General features: G+C 68.9%; 19 protein-coding genes. 9 read left to right on the top strand and 10 right to left on the bottom strand.

Features of this window, described 5'->3' with window-relative positions:
* The first annotated feature begins 33 nt into the window (after window positions 1-33).
* Window positions 34-1,815 (top strand): SigE family RNA polymerase sigma factor, encoded by a 1,782-nt coding sequence (locus EFL95_RS05465; RefSeq protein ID WP_123233042.1) that lies wholly within the window; start codon window positions 34-36, stop codon window positions 1,813-1,815.
* Window positions 1,815-2,981: a kynureninase gene (gene kynU / locus EFL95_RS05460; protein ID WP_123233041.1), complete on the top strand. Its 1,167-nt coding sequence runs from the start codon at window positions 1,815-1,817 to the stop codon at window positions 2,979-2,981. The genes EFL95_RS05465 and kynU overlap by 1 nt, the downstream gene beginning before the upstream one ends.
* On the opposite strand, the gene EFL95_RS05455 is transcribed toward kynU, so the two are convergent.
* Complete coding sequence (locus tag EFL95_RS05455) at window positions 2,978-4,540, bottom strand: phytoene desaturase family protein (RefSeq protein ID WP_123233040.1); 1,563 nt, start codon at window positions 4,538-4,540, stop codon at window positions 2,978-2,980. The two genes, kynU and EFL95_RS05455, sit on opposite strands and share 4 nt — an antisense overlap.
* A 32-nt stretch (window positions 4,541-4,572) precedes the next feature.
* Window positions 4,573-5,181, bottom strand: coding sequence for a TetR/AcrR family transcriptional regulator (locus EFL95_RS20000; RefSeq protein WP_123233039.1), 609 nt, complete (start codon window positions 5,179-5,181; stop codon window positions 4,573-4,575).
* 56 nt (window positions 5,182-5,237) lie between these two features.
* Between EFL95_RS20000 and EFL95_RS05445 the strand changes: the two genes are divergently transcribed.
* The 4 genes from EFL95_RS05445 to EFL95_RS05435 are packed head-to-tail and all read left to right on the top strand — an operon-like array spanning window position 5,238 to window position 6,329.
* Window positions 5,238-5,741: a DUF2834 domain-containing protein gene (locus tag EFL95_RS05445; protein ID WP_123233038.1), complete on the top strand. Its 504-nt coding sequence runs from the start codon at window positions 5,238-5,240 to the stop codon at window positions 5,739-5,741.
* Between the two features lie 34 nt (window positions 5,742-5,775).
* A complete protein-coding gene (locus EFL95_RS19405; RefSeq protein ID WP_183407049.1) occupies window positions 5,776-5,949 on the top strand; it encodes a hypothetical protein in 174 nt (57 codons plus the stop codon).
* A 6-nt stretch (window positions 5,950-5,955) separates the two neighbouring features.
* Window positions 5,956-6,150 carry a hypothetical protein gene (locus EFL95_RS05440; RefSeq protein ID WP_123233037.1) on the top strand — a complete coding sequence of 65 codons (195 nt, stop codon included), beginning with the start codon at window positions 5,956-5,958 and terminating at the stop codon, window positions 6,148-6,150.
* Window positions 6,150-6,329, top strand: a complete 180-nt coding sequence (locus tag EFL95_RS05435; protein WP_221176330.1) for a hypothetical protein — start codon at window positions 6,150-6,152, stop codon at window positions 6,327-6,329. The genes EFL95_RS05440 and EFL95_RS05435 overlap by 1 nt, the downstream gene beginning before the upstream one ends.
* A gap of 56 nt (window positions 6,330-6,385) precedes the next feature.
* Here EFL95_RS05435 and EFL95_RS05430 read toward each other — a convergent pair whose 3' ends face one another.
* The 5 genes from EFL95_RS05430 to EFL95_RS05410 all read right to left on the bottom strand — a co-directional run bounded on the left by EFL95_RS05430 (window position 6,386) and on the right by EFL95_RS05410 (window position 10,519).
* The gene (locus EFL95_RS05430) at window positions 6,386-6,949 is read right to left on the bottom strand and encodes a hypothetical protein (RefSeq protein ID WP_148044985.1); all 564 of its coding nucleotides are present in this window, start codon (window positions 6,947-6,949) and stop codon (window positions 6,386-6,388) included.
* On the bottom strand, window positions 6,946-7,716 hold the full coding sequence (locus EFL95_RS05425; RefSeq protein ID WP_148044984.1) for a hypothetical protein: 771 nt from the start codon (window positions 7,714-7,716) through the stop codon (window positions 6,946-6,948). Before EFL95_RS05425 ends, EFL95_RS05430 begins: the two co-directional genes overlap by 4 nt.
* 196 nt (window positions 7,717-7,912) lie before the next feature.
* Window positions 7,913-8,794 carry a succinate--CoA ligase subunit alpha gene (sucD, locus tag EFL95_RS05420; RefSeq protein WP_123233033.1) on the bottom strand — a complete coding sequence of 294 codons (882 nt, stop codon included), beginning with the start codon at window positions 8,792-8,794 and terminating at the stop codon, window positions 7,913-7,915.
* Window positions 8,795-8,809: 15 nt separating this feature from the next.
* Window positions 8,810-9,976, bottom strand: coding sequence for an ADP-forming succinate--CoA ligase subunit beta (sucC, locus tag EFL95_RS05415; RefSeq protein WP_123233032.1), 1,167 nt, complete (start codon window positions 9,974-9,976; stop codon window positions 8,810-8,812).
* Between the two features lie 153 nt (window positions 9,977-10,129).
* Complete coding sequence (locus EFL95_RS05410; RefSeq protein WP_123233031.1) at window positions 10,130-10,519, bottom strand: cobalamin B12-binding domain-containing protein; 390 nt, start codon at window positions 10,517-10,519, stop codon at window positions 10,130-10,132.
* 122 nt (window positions 10,520-10,641) lie between these two features.
* On the opposite strand from EFL95_RS05410, the gene EFL95_RS05405 reads away from it, so the two are divergent.
* Window positions 10,642-11,574 (top strand): M23 family metallopeptidase, encoded by a 933-nt coding sequence (locus EFL95_RS05405; protein ID WP_221176329.1) that lies wholly within the window; start codon window positions 10,642-10,644, stop codon window positions 11,572-11,574.
* A gap of 3 nt (window positions 11,575-11,577) precedes the next feature.
* Here the strand turns inward: EFL95_RS05405 and EFL95_RS05400 are convergent, their stop codons facing one another.
* Window positions 11,578-13,050 carry a HAMP domain-containing sensor histidine kinase gene (locus tag EFL95_RS05400; RefSeq protein ID WP_123233029.1) on the bottom strand — a complete coding sequence of 491 codons (1,473 nt, stop codon included), beginning with the start codon at window positions 13,048-13,050 and terminating at the stop codon, window positions 11,578-11,580.
* A 3-nt stretch (window positions 13,051-13,053) separates the two neighbouring features.
* Window positions 13,054-14,007, bottom strand: coding sequence for a response regulator (locus EFL95_RS05395; protein ID WP_123233028.1), 954 nt, complete (start codon window positions 14,005-14,007; stop codon window positions 13,054-13,056).
* Between the two features lie 184 nt (window positions 14,008-14,191).
* Between EFL95_RS05395 and EFL95_RS05390 the strand changes: the two genes are divergently transcribed.
* Window positions 14,192-14,566, top strand: coding sequence for a response regulator (locus EFL95_RS05390; RefSeq protein ID WP_123233027.1), 375 nt, complete (start codon window positions 14,192-14,194; stop codon window positions 14,564-14,566).
* Window positions 14,567-14,569: 3 nt separating this feature from the next.
* On the top strand, window positions 14,570-15,214 hold the full coding sequence (locus tag EFL95_RS05385) for a response regulator transcription factor (RefSeq protein WP_123233026.1): 645 nt from the start codon (window positions 14,570-14,572) through the stop codon (window positions 15,212-15,214).
* 6 nt (window positions 15,215-15,220) lie between these two features.
* On the opposite strand, the gene pcrA is transcribed toward EFL95_RS05385, so the two are convergent.
* Window positions 15,221-17,659, bottom strand: coding sequence for a DNA helicase PcrA (gene pcrA / locus EFL95_RS05380; RefSeq protein WP_425463963.1), 2,439 nt, complete (start codon window positions 17,657-17,659; stop codon window positions 15,221-15,223).
* Between the last annotated feature and the right edge of the window lie 16 nt (window positions 17,660-17,675).

The following is a 17,675-nucleotide window of genomic DNA, read 5'->3' as shown; positions in this document are numbered from 1 at the left end:
CCCGCCGCACACGCGGGATAACCTCGACCTGCCATGCCAACAGCCGAGGAATTCGACGAGTTCTACGTCAGCACCCGTCGCGGGCTCGTCCTGCAGACGTTCGCCCTGACCGGGGACCTCTCGGCCTCGCGCAGTGCGGTGCGGGACGCGTACGTCGCCGCCCGGCACCACTGGGACAAGGTCGGCAAGGACGCGGACCCCGAGGCCTGGGTCCGCCCGCGCGCGATGTCCGCCGCCGTGCGCCGCCACACCGCCCGGCCCTGGCACAAGGAGCGGCACCTCGACCCCGAGCAGGCCCGGACCCTCGAGGCGCTGCACGAGCTCAACGACTCCCAGCGCAGGACACTCGTCCTGACCCACCTCAGCCCGCTGCGGGCCGAGGACGTCGCACGCGAGGTCGGACTGCCGCTGGCCCGGACCGCCGACCTGCTGGAGGAGGCGACCAACACCGTCGCCGACGGACTCGACTGCCCTCCGGCCGAGATCGCCCAGCGACTCGACGACCTCGGTTCGGTCGCCGACTCGGTCAAGCTGCCGCGCGCCTCGATCGTGCGCCGCAACGGCGTCCGGCGACGCCGGAACTTCGCTGCCATCGGCGCCGTCCTGATCGCCGCGACCACCATCGTGGCCGGCAGCTTCGTCCTGGTCACCGCCCCGGCGGCACCGGCACCGAAGGCCGACACCCTGGTCAACACGCAGATGCTGCTCACCGCCGAGCAGCTCGCACCGCTCACACCCAAGCAGGCCTGGTCCGAGGTCTCGACGGGTGACAACACCAAGGGCAGCGGCAAGAACAACGTCTGCCAGACCTCCCGGTTCGCCGACGACGAGGGCTTGGGCACCTGGGTCCGCAAGTTCACCGCGGCCGGCAGCCCGACCCAGAACCTCGTGCAGACCGTCGAGATCTCCAACTCGCCCGGAGCCGCCCGGCAGGCCTACGACACCACCCTCGGCTGGTACGCCGGGTGCACCGTCGCCCGCCTCCAGCTCGTCGACGCCTACAAGGTCGCCGGCGTCGGAGACCAGGCCCAGGTGCTGCGCCTGCGGATCCCCGCCAAGCGGGACAAGGTCTTCGTGGTCGGCATCGCCCGCACCGGCGCGCTGACCACCTCCACCGTGCTCGACTCCAGCGCCAGCACGCCGTTGGCGGCCAGCCGGCTCGCCGCGACCCTGGCCGCCTCGGTGCGCGACCTGTGCAAGTCCAAGGTGGCCGGCACCTGCGTGGGCACGATCAGGACCAGCGCGACACTCCCGCCGCCGTCGGGCGAGACGGCCGGCATGCTCGCCGTCGCCGACCTCCCGGTGATCCCCAAGGTCGACGACGCCTGGGCCGGCACCGACGCCTCCTCGGCAGCGACGAACCCGGCAGCGACGCCGTGCGACAAGGCGAACTTCGTGAAGAGCGGGGGCAGCAAGGCGCAGACCCGCACCTACCTGATCCCCGCGGCGAACCTGCCGCAGCGCTTCGGCCTCACCGAGACCATCGCCACCTTCTCCTCCCCCGCCGCGGCCGAGAAGTTCGTCAGCACCATCGCCAAGCGGATGAAGTCCTGCCCGCACGACGAGCTCAGCAGCACCGTGACCAAGGCGGTGATCCACCAGGCCGGACCCGGCTCGACGGCGTACGCGCGCTGGCGGCTCCAGAGCCAGGTCAACAAGAAGAACGTCCGGATCAGCTACTGGATGGGCGTCGCCCGGGTCGGCAACGCGGTCGCGCAGGTGACGCTGACCCCGGTCGGCAGCTACGACATCACCGGGACGCAATTCACCGCGCTGCTGAAGCGGGCCCGGGACCGTCTCAACGAGGTCAGCTGATGAGCGGGTTCCACCTCCCCGAGGGCGTGATCTACCTCGACGGCAACTCGCTGGGCGCACTGCCGGCCGGCGTACCGGGGCGCCTGGCGGACGTGGTGGAGCGCGAGTGGGGCGAGGGACTGATCCGCTCCTGGAACGACGCGCGTTGGATGGAGCTGCCGGCCCGGATCGCCGACCGGATCGCGCCCCTGGTGGGTGTTCGTGGGGAGGACGTCCACGTCGGTGAGTCCACCAGCGTCTCCTTGTTCAAGACGATGGTCGCCGCTGCTCGGCTGCGCCCGGACCGCACGGTCCTGGTGGTCGAGCCCGGCACGTTCCCGACCGACGGCTACATCGCGGCGGGCGTCGCCGACCTGCTCGGCCTGGAGCTGCGCTGGTGCGACCCGGCCGACCCGACCGCCGCGCTCGGCGACGACGTCGCGCTGCTCTCGCTGACCCACGTCGACTTCCGCTCCGGCGCGATGTTCGACCTGCCGACGATCACCGCCGCAGCCCACGCAGCGGGCGCCCTGATGCAGTGGGACCTGTGCCACTCGGCCGGCGCGGTCCCGGTCGACCTGACCGCCGCCGATGCGGACTTCGCCGTCGGGTGCACCTACAAGTACCTCAACGGCGGACCGGGCTCCCCGGCGTACACGTGGATCAACCCGCGCATCCAGGGCCAGGTGCGCAACCCGATCACCGGCTGGATCGGCCACAGCGCGCCGTTCGCGATGGCGCGCGACTTCGACGCGGCGCCCGGCATGCGCGGCTGGGCGACCGGCACCCCGCCGGTGCTCGCGCTCTCGGCCCTCGAGGCGGCGCTGGAGGCGTTCGACGGCGTCTCGGTCGCCGACCTGCGCACCCGCTCGCTCGAGCTGACCGACCTCTTCATCGCCCAGCTCGACGAACGCGTCACCGGGATCGAGATCGTCACCCCGCGCGAGCACGCCCGCCGCGGCAGCCAGGTCTCGTTCCGCCACCCGCAGGCCTACGGCATCGTGCAGGCGCTGATCGCGCGTGGCGTCATCGGCGACTTCCGCGACCCCGACATCGCCCGCTTCGGGTTCGCCCCGCTCTACCTGACCACCGACGACGTGCGCGCCGCGGTCGACCACCTGGTGGCGGTGCTGGAGAACGAGGAGCACCTCGACCCGGCGTACGCCGAGCGCAACGCGGTCACCTAACCCCGGTCGGTCAGCACCGCCTGCGCCGCGTTGTAGCCCGGGATGAACGTGATGCCCGGGCCGCCGTAGCAGCCGGCGCTGCCCAGGTAGAGCCCGGCGATGCCGTGCGGCTGGTCGACGTACCCCTTCGGGCCCGGCCGGTACGGGCCGAGCAGGTCGGGGTGGATCAGGCCGTGGCAGTAGTCGCCGCCGGGGGCGCCGAACATCGTGCCCATGTGCTTGGGCGTGAACGTCGTGTGCTTGAGGATCAGGCTCTCGAAGTTCGGCGCGAACCGGCTGATCTTCTCGATCACCCGCTGTCCCATCTCGGCCTTGAGCCGTGCGTACTCGGACGGGTCCTCCTCGACCGGGAACCAGAGTGAGAACGCTGAGGCCGCGGCCTTGCCGGGCGGGCAGAGCTCGGGGTCGGAGGCCGACGGGATCTGGAAGGCGACCGCCGGGTCGGCGGGGACGATGCCGCGCCGGCTGTCCTCGAACTGGCGCTGGAGGTCTTCGGGGGTGGCGAAGAACCCGATCGCGCTCTGCATCTTCGGGTCGTTGAGGAACTCGTACGGCGCCACGAACTCCGGGACCCCGTCCAGGGCGAAGTGCATCTGCACGTACGAGCCGCGGTGGTCGATGTTGGCCAGCCGGGCGCTCAGACCTGCCTCCACCGACCCGTCGGTGGCGAGCGTGTTGAGGGTCAGGTCCGGGGCGACAGCCGAGACGACCGTGCTGGTGGCGATCCGCTCACCGTCGGCCAGCACGACCCCGACGACCTGGCCGTCCTCGACGACGAGCTCGGAAACGGCAGCGTCCAGGCGGAGCTCGCCGCCGGCGTCGGCGTACTGCTTCTCGAGGTGCTGGGTGAGCACGCCGATGCCGCCCTTGAGCTTCTTGGTCAGCACGGTGTTCTCGTCCGGCACGGCCATGCCGAAAGCCAGGCCGGCGGCGCTGCCCGGGCTGGAGGGTCCGCGGTAGGTCGAGTTCACGGCCAGGAAGGCGAGCATGCCGCGCAGGGCCGCGTGCTTCTCCTTCTCGGGCAGGTAGCGGTCGAGCACGTCGGTGCACGAGCCGAACAGCATCTCGGTGATGCTCGCGCGCTCGGCGTCCGTGGTGGCGCACGCGTACATCTCGTCGATGCTCTTGGGCAGCGTGCCGGCCTCAAAGCGGCCCAGCGCTCGGGTCGGTGCCGCGCTCCACCCGGTCATCTCGGCCATGCCGAGCAGGACCTCCATGCCGTGGACCTCCATCATGTGGTTCGCCGCGGCCTCGAGGTCGGTGTAGTAGATGAGCGGGGTGGTCGCCTCGTCGATCAGCGAGACCGACATGACCTCGAGGTCGACCTGCGGCAGCTCGTCGAGGCCGAGCTCCTTACTGACCACGGCCGAGGTCGGCAGCTGCACCGAGCCGGCGATCTCGAACTTGTAGCCGTCGAAGAGCTCCACGGTCGAGGCCATGCCCCCGGCGTAGCGCTTGGACTCGAGGCAGAGCGTGCGCAGCCCGGCACGCTGGAGCAGGACTGCGGCGGTCAGGCCGTTGTGGCCCGCGCCGATCACGATCGCGTCGAAGTCGGTCATGCCGGGAGACTCACATGGCCTCCCAAGTTTCGTCAATAGTGACGAAACATTCCATCGGCACCAAGCCCGCTCTCCAGCGCGGCCAGGGTCGCCTGGGTGACATCGGCGAGATCGGCCATCGACCGGGACTCGCGCTGCATCCAGACCTCCATCGCGCCGAACACTGCCGCGGCGATCACGCGTGAGGTCACAAGCACGTCGAGCCGGCGGTCCGGATCGGCGCCCCGCTCCAGGTGCTCGGTCACCGCGTCGGCCAGGTCGGCCTCGACCTGGTGCAGGTGGCCCACGATCCGCTCGGGGTCGAGCTCCTCGGCCCGGAACGCGGCCATCTGCGTCAGCGCCTGAACGTCGTACGGGAAGGCGAAGATCGCCGCACGCACGGACTCCAGCACCGGCTCCCCGGCCGGGCGGCCGGCCAAGGCCTTGCGGAACCACTGCAGCCCGGTGTCGTAGTCGGCGAACAGCAGGTCGTGCTTGGACGGGAAGTGCCGGTAGAAGGTCCGCACGGTGACCCCGGCAGCCTCGGCGATCTGCTCGGCCGAGGTGGCCTCGACACCCTGGGACGCAAACAGCTCGGTGGCGGCACGTCGCAGCGCTACGCGGGTGCGCTCGCTGCGGACGGTCTGCGGGTTCCGGGCCACCTGCGCATGCTATGTCACTGTTGACAAAACTTGGGAGCCACAGCGACGGTGTCCGCATGGTCTCCCTCATCGTCCACGGCCTGCTCGGCATCGGCACCGTGGTTCTCATCGTCCGTTCGAATCCGGCGATCTTCCGCCGCACCGCGACCGGGCCGCTGCTCTCGAACCTGGAGCTCGCGCTCTACGGGATCGGCATCGCCTCGGTGATCGCCGGCTGGTCGTTCAACGTCACTTTCGTGCTCGACAACACCGACGGCTGGTTCAACAACCCGTTCGTCGGCGACGGCAGCTGGGCGCAGTACATGCAGCTGATGTTCGACAATCCGGCTGCCGGTTCCGCGGGCATCGACTTCTCGATCGCGAACGTGCTGATCCTCCCGATCGTGGCCGTGGTGTGGGGACGACGTCAGGGCATCAACAAGCCGGTGCTCTACTTCGTGGTCACCCTCTTCGCCAGCTTCACCTTCGGCTGGGCCTTCTTCGCCGCCACGCTTGAACGGCAGCGCCGCTTGGCCCAGGACGACACGGTTCCGGAAACCGTTGCGAAAGTCGGGGCTTGAGCGCACGCTGAAGTCCTAACGAAAGAGGTGGCCCATGTTCTGGCTCATCGTCGGAGCAGTCATCGTTGTCGGGTTCGCGCTGGCCTGGTGGTCCAGCGGGCGCTCGAAGGGAACCCTGCGGATGGATCCCCAGGAGGCGATCCGGCGCACGCAGGGCGAGGTCGCGACCGACCGTGCCTCGCACCAGGGCCCGAACCCGGTTCCGTAGGTCGGCATGTTCCTCACCGTCGTGGCGCTCCTGGGCGCCCTGCTCGTGATTGCGCTCGTCCTCGCCTGGCGCGCTGATCGGCGCGGCACCGGACGCGACAAGCACATCCGCCCTCCGGGCGACGACTCCGCAGTCGGACGGGCGAAGGCGTCCCGGTGGAACCGCGGCCTCGGCGGCATGGGACCAGGACGGGGGCCGTGATGTTCTGGCTGATCGTCGGGATCGCCTTCGCTGTGGTGCTCACCCTCGCGTGGCTGCACGACCACCGCCGCAGCGGTCACAAGTACATCCCGCCGCCGACCAACGACTCGGCGGTCGGCGACGCCAAGGCGATGCGCTACTTCCGCGTCATGGGTGGGATGGGGCCGACCAAGCGCTGAGGAACGACGCAGGCCCCCCGGTTTCCCGGAGGGCCTTCGGCTCAGTTTGAAATCGATCACCTGATCCAGCGACAACCCAAGCACTCATCGGTGATTTCGCCGGTGACGGCATCAATGATCGCGCTGTAGCCCGGCACAGACCGAGGCGCGGCCGCAGGGCTGCCGTCGGTAAGGACATTCGTGTCCAGGGATACGACCCAGACCGGACGCGACTCGTCGATCTCTGGCGATCGAGACTGACCCGCCAGGGAAGCAGCAGCGGATCCGCTCATCTTCTCCGCAACACCGGGTGCCGCAGAGCTGCCTGCCATCTTGCGAGCGATCGCCAACGCTTCCGCCTGGTCGACCGATCTGGAAGTGTCAGCCGGCTCGGACAACGGCCCGTGGTCGCCCGAATCAGCAGCCGGGTTGCACACGACCTCGCGCTGCATGCAGGTCAGCAGCTTGGGGTCGTTGATGCCCGCATAGCCGAGAGGCACGGGGGCATTGCCGTGTACGGGTACTCCCGCATCGACCGTTGGGTCAGACATCGAATTCGCAGCGACCGGGATCAGTACGCCGGCAAGCACGATCCCGCAGATCGAGGCAACACGTCGTGTCGAGAACCGTCCAGCCTTCATCCCTTTGCCGCCTTCCACACGTCGTACTCTCCTGTGGCGTACCCGGTCATGCAGGTCGCACCTGTGCTGGTTCCGGAGCAAGGCTGATCCCTCCAATGGCGTTCGTATGAGTAGTGAACGAACGCTCCCGCCGCGTTCATGTACTCCAGCGGAGAGTGATTGGCCAGCCCGCTGGAGGTGGTGGTATTTAGCGCGGTGGTTTCCAGGCCGTTCTCGATCTCGTAGCCGGTCGCGCTGTTCTGGTACGTGGCCTGTCCCTTGAGGTTGTAGTCGACATAGACGTTCCATCTGGTGTGATCGGACGTTGAACGCAGAATCTCGTAGGTGTGCTCACCGTTGGGAGCTGCAGGCGTGGTCAGCGTGTGCCGCATCTCTGCGCCGGACGAGGTGAATTCTGCCCAGTAGCGGGTGTACTTGACGCAACTACAAGGAACCCAATAACCGCGCCGGATCCCTAGTTCGACCCACTGCGAGCCGTCGCTGTGGGTGTACAGCCACATTGCTTGATTGGTATGCACCGGATTAGACGAGCTAGCACCACTGGCCTCGAGCGCAACATCGACGAAGTCGTCGAACGCACCGTAGAAGCGCTCGTTGTTCTGGCCGTTGACGCACTTGACCGACCCATAGTTACCGCCGTGGGTGCAGGCCGTACCCGAGCCAACCGCAAAAGCGCCGGGAGCGACCGCCAGGGAGATGAAGATCGCGAGCGCCAAGGCACGCCCGGCTCTCCTGAGATGGAGTGTGATGCTGATCGGTTTCGACATGTGACCCCTTGCGTTCCGGACCTGGTGCGCCACGGTGCACGACCTCGGTCAGGCCCTTGGCTCGGGCCCTGAAACGCCGACGGTCCAGCGGGCGAATACTTACGCCCCAGAACGACGAAGGCCCCCCGGTTTCCCGGAGGGCCTTCGTCTCGACTCTGCTCGACGGACGAGCGTTCTGCTCGACCAGCGAGCGAGGTCAGAGGTTCTTCATGATCTCCCGCATCAGCTCGGCGGTCTCGGACGGCGTCTTGCCGACCTTCACGCCGGCGGCCTCGAGGGCCTCCTTCTTCGCCTGCGCGGTGCCCGAGGAGCCCGAGACGATGGCGCCGGCGTGGCCCATGGTCTTGCCCTCCGGGGCGGTGAAGCCCGCGACGTAGCCGACGACCGGCTTGGTCACGTTGGCCTGGATGTAGGCCGCGGCCCGCTCCTCGGCGTCGCCGCCGATCTCGCCGATCATCACGATCGCCTTGGTCTCCGGGTCGTTCTCGAAGGCCTCGAGGGCGTCGATGTGCGTCGTACCGATGACCGGGTCACCGCCGATGCCGATCGCGGTGGTGAAACCGAAGTCCCGCAGCTCGTGCATCATCTGGTAGGTCAGGGTGCCCGACTTCGAGACCAGGCCGATCGGCCCGCGGCCCGCGATGGTGTGCGGGGTGATGCCGGCCAGCGACTGCTCCGGGCTGATGATGCCGGGACAGTTCGGGCCGATCATCCGGGTGGACTTGCCCTCGAGGTATGCGAAGACCTCGGCGGAGTCCTGGACCGGGACACCCTCGGTGATGACCACCAGGAGCGGGATCTCGGCGTCGATCGCCTCGATGCAGGCGTCCTTGGTGAAGGCCGGCGGCACGAAGGCGACGGACACGTTCGCGCCGGTCTCCTTCATCGCCTCGGCGACGCTGCCGAAGACCGGCAGCTCCTTGCCGCCGAGCTCGACCGACGTACCGGCCTTGCGAGCGTTGACACCGCCGACGATGTTCGCGCCGGACTCGACCATCAGGGTGGTGTGCTTGGCACCCATCCCGCCGGTCATGCCCTGGACGATGATCTTGCTGTCAGAGTTCAGGTAGATCGCCATGTTCGTTCAGTCTCCTCAGGCGTTCGCCAGCTCGGCGGCCTTGTCGGCCGCACCGTCCATGGTCGCGACCACGGTGACGAGCGGGTGGTTCAGCTCGTTCAGGATCGCGCGGCCCAGGTCGACGTTGTTGCCGTCGAGGCGGACCACCAGCGGCTTGGACGCCGCGTCACCGAGGATCTCCAGGGCACCCTTGATGCCGTTGGCGACCTCGTCGCACGCGGTGATGCCACCGAAGACGTTCACGAAGACCGACTTGACCTGCGGGTCGTTCAGGATGACGTCGAGGCCGTTGGCCATCACCTGGGCGTTGGCGCCACCGCCGATGTCCAGGAAGTTGGCCGGCTTCACGCCACCGTGGTTCTCACCGGCGTACGCGACGACGTCCAGCGTCGACATGACCAGGCCGGCACCGTTACCGATGATGCCGATCTCGCCGTCGAGCTTCACGTAGTTCAGACCCAGGTCCTTGGCCTTCGCCTCGAGCGGGTCAGCCTCCTCGCGGATCTCGAAGGCCTCGTGGTCCTCGTGACGCACCTCGGAGGCGTTGTCGTCCAGGGAGACCTTGCCGTCCAGCGCCTCGAGCTTGTCGCCGGCCAGGCGGGCCAGCGGGTTCACCTCGACCAGGGTGGCGTCCTCCTCGACGAACACCTCCCACAGCTTCTGGACCATCTCGATGGCCTGGTCGCGCAGCTCGGCCGGGAACTTGGCGTCGTCCACGATGAACGCGGCCTTCTCGGCGGTCACGCCCTCGAGCGCGTTGATCGGGATCTGGCGCACGGCGTCCGGGTTGGTCTTCGCGACCTCCTCGATCTCGACACCACCCTCGACGCTGGCGATGCAGAGGTAGGAGCGGTTCGACCGGTCCAGCAGGAAGGAGAAGTAGTACTCCTCCTCCGGCGGGGTGGCCGGGGTGACCAGGACACGGTTGACCGTGAGGCCCTTGATCTCCATGCCGAGGATGTTGCTGGCGTGCTCGAAGGCCTCGTCGGCGGTCTTGGCGAGCTTGACGCCGCCGGCCTTGCCGCGGCCTCCGGCCTTGACCTGCGCCTTGATGACGGTGACTCCACCGATCTCCTCGGCGGCGGCGCGAGCGGCCTCGGCGGTCTCGACGACGACCCCGAGGGTCGTGGCTACGCCGTGCTTGGCAAAGAGCTCCTTTGCCTGGTACTCCATCAGATCCACGGTCTTACCCATCCTTGATCGATGTCTAGGGAGCGCCGAAGAGAGTTCAGGCGCACCGCTGACCATAAACCCGCCCGAGGCGGGTCAGCGATCCAGGGTCGGGAGATGGACTGTGGGATGCGCTACACGCGCAGAGCCCCGACGGGAGCCTTCTCAGGCGTCCGGGAACTCGGCCGCGACCCAGTCGGTGATCTCGGTGGTCGTGGCTCCCGGGGTGAACACCTTGGCCACGCCCAGCTCCTCGAGCACCGGCAGGTCCTCGTCGGGGACGATGCCGCCGCCGAAGACCACGATGTCGCGGGAGTCGCGCTCGTCGAGCAGCTCGATGAGCCGCTTGAACAGCGTCATGTGGGCACCGGAGAGGACCGAGAGGCCGATCAGGTCGGCGTCCTCCTGGATCGCGGTCTCGACGATCTGCTCCGGCGTCTGGTGCAAACCGGTGTAGATCACCTCGTGTCCGGCATCCCGCAGCGCGCGGGCGACGACCTTCGCCCCACGGTCGTGGCCGTCCAGGCCCGGCTTGGCGACAACGATGCGCAACATGGGGCAGAGGCTATCGCCCCGGGACCGTCATTTAGTAGGAAGTCCTACTAGTTACAGGAGTGACTCGTCGCACGTTCCCTCGTTGAACTCCCCGAGGTGGGCTGGTCCGGATTTCACCCCTTGTGATCGTTCCGTTACAGTTCACCGGTCATCTGCAGAACTCTCTGGGCCACAAGCACTCCGAGCGACGTAAGGACACCATGGGCAACCACCGGGCAGACCGCCGCGGCTCCGAAGGGACCGCCAGCGAGTCGACCCCGGTTGCGGGTGCCCGCGCCGCAGGCCGTCGCAAAGCGACCCGCCGCCAGGCCAACCCGTTCCGCAAGATCCCGGCCGTGCCGACCATCGTCGGCGCGGTCGCCATCATTGCGGCCGCCGGCGGTGCCGTGGGCATGGGTGGCGGCCAGCTCGACGGCAGCCAGAGCCTGCAGCTCTCGGCCGGCGCAGCAGACGCCTTCAACGGCACCGACGCCTTCAACTTCACCGGCGAGGACCCGCGCGCGCAGGCGATCAGCCGCGACGCCGACCGCCTCCAGCAGGCCCAGCAGGCCGCCGCGGACCTGAAGGCCTCGGTGAACCAGCAGTCCGAGCAGCGCAACGCCGAGCTCGCCTCGCTCGCCAAGTCGGCGCAGAACCGGGCCGACGAGATCGCCAAGAACCTCTGGGTGCTGCCGACCGTGGGTTACCACCTGACCGCCCGCTTCGGTCAGTCCAGCGGACTGTGGTCGCACAACCACACCGGCCTGGACTTCGCCGCCCCCACCGGTACGCCGATCTTCGCCATCGCCAACGGCGTCATCACCTTCACCGGCTGGGACGGCTCCTACGGCTACAAGACCGTCGAGACCCTGCCCGACGGCACCGAGATCTGGTACGCCCACCAGTCGGCCATCGAGGTCAGCGTGGGCCAGAAGGTCATCCAGAGCGCCGAGATCGGCAAGATCGGCAGCACCGGCAACGTCACCGGCCCGCACGTGCACATCGAGGTCCGCCCCGGCGGCGGTGACCCGGTGGACCCGTACCCGGCGTTCGTGTACCACGGCGTCACGCCGTAGCTCTCAGGTCGGCTCGACCCGCGGCACCGACCCGCTGACCTTGGTGCCCTGTCCCGGGACCGAGTCGACGAGCATCGACCCGTTCAGCGCACCGATCCGGTCGCTCATGTTCTGGAACGAGTCCTGGGACACCGTCTCGGGATCGAACCCGCGGCCGTTGTCACGCACCTCGAACTGCAGGCTGCTCCCGCGTCCGTCCAGCCGCACCCAGATCTTGGCGCCCTCGCCGGCGTGCTTGGCAGCGTTCTGGATCGCCTCCAGGCAGCAGAAGTAGATCGCTGCCTCGACCTCGGTGGCGTAGCGGCCGAACTCCCGGCACTCCAGGCGCGACATCTGCGCCCCACCGACGCTCTTGAGCGCCGCCGGAACGCCATCGGAGACCAGGATCTCCGGGTAGACGCCGTGGGCGAGGTCCCGCAGCTCCTTGAGCGCCTGGCTCAGGTCCACGCGCGCCTCGGCCAGCATCGCGGCGGCCGCCTGAGGATCGTCGTGGAAGATCCGCTCGATCATCCCGAGCTTGAGGTTCAGGAGCAGCAGGCTCTGCTGGGCCCCGTCGTGCAGGTCGCGCTCGACCTTGCGGCGGGCCTGGTCCGAGGCGACCTGCACCCGCGTCAACGAGGCGCGGAGCCCGTCCGAGGTCGTCTGCAGGGCGCTGATCATCGAGTTGAACGTGGCAGCCAGCTCGCCGAGCTCGTCGGCGCTGGACACCGGCACCCGGAACTCGTGGTCACCGGCGGTCACGGCCCGGGCCCCGGCGATCAGCTGCCGGACCGGATTGCGCACCGCCATCGTGGCCGGGATCGTCACGGTGAGCAGGAACACGATCGCGACCGCGATCGACAGGCCGTACGTGCGCAGCAGGGCTCCGGGGTCGCCGGGCGTGATCGTCAGGGCGCCCACGACCGAGCCGCAGGTCGTGCTGAGCACCCCGAGGTACAGGGCGAGCCGCGGCGCCAGACCGAGGTCGGCGTGCGCCGGTCGGTCGAGGTTCAGCGTCTTCGCCGCGATCAACCCGGTCATCGTGGACGCAGCGGCGTAGATGCCGGCGGCAGCGGTCGCGATCGTGATCAGTGCCCCTCCGGCGGTCCCGGCCAGGGTGACCAGCGTCCAGTCGTCGGCCGCGACCGCGTAGGTGATCATCAGCGCCGGCACCGTCAGCGGGATCAGCCTCGGCGCGACCGCGCGCACCAGGCGGATCGGGAACTCCAGGAGCAGGCCACCCTCCCCCGACACGTTCTCGCCGATGTCCCGCCGGAAGGCCGCCATGCTCCAGATCGTGGAGACGATCAGCACGGCGAAGATGATCGAGGCGCACACCAGCGACCGGACCAGGCTCAGGCCCAGGTAGCGGCTCTGCAGGCTGAGTCCGACGGCGGTGGCGATCGGCACGATCATCCACATCAGGCGGAACAGCGCGTCGACCGCTCCGCGACGCTCGTACAAGCCGACGAGCCAGGCCTCGATCCCCCGTTCCAAGGCCTAGCCCGTCAGCTCCGCAACAACGTCCGGATCGATCGCAGATCCGCCCTGGGCCACCGTCCGCACCGCCTCAGCCAGCTCGGAGACGTCGCCCACCCGGTCCTTGAGCAGGTAGCCGATGCCGTCGCTGCCGTCGGCCAGCAGCCGGGCGGCCGCCTTCGCCTCGACCTGGGCGGACAGCACGAGGATGCCGGTGCCGGGGTGCTCGGCCCGGATCCTGGCGGCGGCGTCCAGGCCTTCGGTGGTGTTCGTCGGAGGCATCCGTACGTCGACGATGACCACGTGCGGTCGGATCACGCTCAGGCTGTCGAGCAGGCTCTCGGCGTCCCCGACCTGCAGCACGATCTCGAAGCCCTCGTGCTCCAGGACGCTCGCGATGCCCTGGCGGAGCAGCGCGGAGTCGTCGGCCAGCGCCACCCGGAGTGCGCTGTCGCCCTCGTTGTCCCAGCCCACCTCGCAGACCTGAAGTGGCGCCGGCAGGCCCTTCAGGTCGAAGTGCCCGAGCGTCGTGAACTGGTGGATGCCACTGGTCGCACCGGCCAGCAGGCGCAGCAGCTCGGAGCACAGGATCTGGCTGCCCCCGGCTGCCCCGCACAGCCGGCTCGCCTCGATGACCGGGATGCCGAAGTAGTCGCCCGCCTCGACGGTCACCTCCCCTGCGCTGAGGCCGATCCGCATCACCAGTGCATGTTCCTCGCGCTCCCGATCGCGGGACATGGTCCGTTGGAGCGTGACGGCGCACGCGATCCCGTCGGCCGCGCTCTCGAAGACGGCCATGAAACCGTCACCGAGCGTCTTCACCTCCTGGCCGTGGTGGACGGCCAGGACGTTGCGCACCTTGGCGAAGTGGCGCGCACGGATCGCATCGGCGGTCGCAGCGGAGACCCGCGCGATCGTCTCGGTGGAGCCGACCAGGTCCGTGAAGAGGACCGTGGCCGTCCGTGAGCTGACCATGTACTGACGATCCCATCCGTGATGCCGGTCACGCAGCGGTGCGGGCACCGAAATCGCACTCGGTGCTGGCGCTGAGATATCCGGTCGCCCCGTGAGCCCCCGGTGTGCACGGGAGCCCCACACCTTCAAAGATCAAGTGCCAGCACTGATTACTTCAATGGCCTAGACGGGCCATCATGGCGACATGAACGGAAATCCCGGGCGCAGTCTGCTGATCGTCGACGATCACGCCCAGTTCCGCCGGTTCGCCCGGTCGGTGCTGAGCGCCGACGGCTTCGATGTGCGGGGCGAGAGCGAGGACGGCGAGTCCGCCATCGAGGACGTCCAGCGCCTGCACCCCGACCTGGTGCTGCTCGACGTGCAGCTTCCCGGGATCGACGGGTTCGAGGTCGCCGAGCGACTCCACGCACTCGCGGACGCGCCCGCGGTCATCCTCACCTCCAGCCGGGACGCCGCCGACTACGGGTCGCGGCTCCAGGACGCCCACGTCCTCGGGTTCGTGCCGAAGTTCGAGCTTTCCGGAGAAGCTCTGGACGCGCTGACCGCGAAGCTCGGGTGAGCAGTGCGCGCGGTCGTGGCCGATGACTCGGTGCTGTTCCGCGAGGGCCTGGTCCGACTCCTCACCGAGTACGACATCGAGACCGTCGGGCAGGCCAGCAACGCCGAGGACCTGCTGACCCTGGTCGCCGCGCACGAGCCCGACGTCGCCGTCGTCGACATCCGGATGCCTCCGACCCACACCGACGAGGGACTCCTGGCCGCCCAGGAGATCGGCGAGCGCCACCCCGGCATCGGTGTCGTGGTGCTCTCGCAGTACATCGAGTCGGCGTACGCGGTGCGGCTGCTCAAGGACGGCGGCGCCGGCCGCGGCTACCTGCTCAAGGACCGGGTCGCGGACCTGGACACCTTCATCGCCTCGATCCGGCAGGTGGCCGAGGGCGGCTCGGTGGTGGATCCCGAGGTGGTCAACGTCCTGGTCGGGCGGTCGGCCGAGGGCTCGTTGCTCGACCGGCTCTCCGACCGCGAGCGGGACATCCTGGCGCTGATGGCCGAGGGCCGCTCCAACCAGGGGATCTGCGACCGGCTGTTCCTCAGCACGCGCACCATCGAGAGCCATGTGCGGACCATCTTCCGCAAGCTCGACCTGCCGCAGGCCGAGGACGGTCACCGTCGGGTGCTCGCGGTCCTCGTCTACCTCAACGGCTGAGAGACGCTAGAGCTTCTCGACCGGCGCGTACCGCAGCAGCAACCGCTTCACGCCCTCGGACCCGAAGTCGATCGAGGCCACCGCCTTCTCGGCCGCACCCTCGACGCTGATCACGGTGCCGAGGCCGAACGAGTCGTGCTGCACCCGGTCGCCCGGGTCGAGCGACGGGACGTCGCGCCCCGCCATCGCCTTCTTGGACGCGTCGGCGCTCGCGGAGGCCGAGCTGAAGCGCGAGGCCATCTGCTGGCGCCCGCGGCCGGTCAGCGAGCCGCCGCCGTAGCTGGAGCCGCCCAGGTCCTGACGGGTCCAGCTGGTCTGCTCGGCGGCCGTGCGCTTCCAGTCGACCAGGTCGACCGGGAGCTCGTCGATGAAGCGCGACGCCGGGTTGTGCGCGGGGGCGCCCCAGGCCGAGCGGACGATCGCCCGGGAGATGTAGAGCCGCTCGCGTGCCCGCGTCAGGCCGACGTACGCGAGCCGGCGCTCCTCCTCCAGCTCGGGTTTGTCCCCCAGCGAGCGCATGTGCGGGAAGACGCCGTCCTCCAGACCGGTGAGGAAGACGATCGGGAACTCCAGACCCTTGGCCGTGTGCAGGGTCATCATCGTGACCACGCCCGGGGCGTCTTCGCCCTCGGGGACGTCGGGGATCTGGTCGGAGTCGGCGACCAGCGCGACCCGCTCCAGGAAGTCGGTCAGCCCCGGCGGCGGCGCGTCCGGGTCCGGCTCGTCGGCCGGGTCGGCGCTCGGCCCGACCTGGGGGTCCTCGGCGAACTCGCGGGCCACCGCGACGAGCTCGGCGAGGTTCTCCACCCGGGTCTCGTCCTGCGGGTCGTCGGACTCCTCGAGCTCCTTGAGATAGCCGCTGCGGGTCAGGGTCTGCTCGAGGATCACGTCGACCCGCTCCCCCGCGACCACCATCGACTGCAGCTGCTCGATCAGCTCGACGAACGACCTGATCATCGTCAGCGACCGGGTCGCGATGCCCGGTGCCTGGTCCGCCTGCTGCAGGCCCTCCCAGAAGGTGATCCGCTCGCGGGTGGCGTAGGCGTCGATGCAGGCCTCGGCCCGCTCGCCAATGCCGCGCTTGGGCACGTTCAGGATCCGGCGCAGCGAGACCAGGTCCGCCGGGTTCGCGATGGTGCGCAGGTAAGCCAGCGCGTCCTTGACCTCACGACGCTCGTAGAAGCGGACACCGCCGACGACCTTGTAGGGCATCCCGACCCGGATGAACACCTCCTCGAACACCCGGGACTGCGCGTTGGTCCGGTAGAAGACCGCCACGTCCTTGGCACGCGCCTTGCCCTCGTCGGAGAGCCGGTCGATCTCCTCGGCGACGAACCGCGCCTCGTCGCGCTCGTCATCCCCGACGTACCCGGTGATCTTGGCCCCGTCGCCGGCGTCGCTCCACAGCTTCTTCGGCTTGCGGCCCTCGTTGTGCCCGATCACCGAGTTCGCCGCGGTCAGGATCGTCTGCGTCGAGCGGTAGTTCTGCTCGAGCAGCACGGTCTCCGCGTTCGGGAAGTCCTGCTCGAAGTCCATGATGTTGCGGATGTTCGCGCCGCGGAACGCGTAGATCGACTGGTCCGCGTCACCGACCACCATCAGCTCCGCCGGCGGCACCCGCTCGGCGCCGCTCTCGGCGGTGGTGAGCTCTTCCATGCTGTCGGCGCAGAGCTCGTGGATCAGCGCGTACTGGGCGTGGTTGGTGTCCTGGTACTCGTCGACCAGCACGTGCCGGAACCGTCGCCGCCAGTTCTCCCGTACCTCGGGGAACGCCCGGAACAGGTGCACGGTCATCATCAGCAGGTCGTCGAAGTCCAGCGCGTTCGCCTGGCGCAGCCGCTCCTGGTAGATCCGGTACGCCTCGGCGTACGTCTCCTCCTGGGTGTTGCGGGCGTCCTTCGCTGCTTCCTCGTGGTCCTGGAGCTCGTTCTTCGCGTTCGAGACCCAGTTCAGGATGGCCCGCGGCTGGAAGCGCTTCACGTCCAGGTCGAGGTCGCGGCAGACCAGGGTCATCAGCCGCTTGGAATCGGCCGCGTCGTAGATCGTGAAGTTCGACTTGAACCCGAGGTTGGCCGACTCCTTGCGCAGGATCCGGACGCAGGCGGAGTGGAAGGTGCTGACCCACATGATCCGGGCACGGCCACCGACCAGCTCCTCGACCCGCTCACGCATCTCGGCCGCGGCCTTGTTGGTGAAGGTGATCGCCAGGATCGAACCCGGGTGCGCACCGCGCTCGGAGATCAACCAGGCGATCCGCCGGGTCAGCACCCGGGTCTTGCCCGAGCCAGCACCGGCGACGACGAGCAAGGGGGCGCCCTCGTGCACCACGGCCTGGCGCTGCGGCTCGTTCAGCCCGGCCAGCAGTTCGTCGCGGCTCGGCCGGCGTCGCTTCTGCGAGGGCTCCTCGGCCTCGACGGACGGGAGGCCGGGAATCGGGAACTGCATGCTCATGTCCGGGCAA

It is taken from the genome of Nocardioides marmorisolisilvae, assembly GCF_003725775.1.
GTDB classification, from domain to species: Bacteria; Actinomycetota; Actinomycetes; order Propionibacteriales; family Nocardioidaceae; genus Marmoricola; species Marmoricola marmorisolisilvae.
This window is presented reverse-complemented; position numbering and strand designations above follow the sequence as displayed.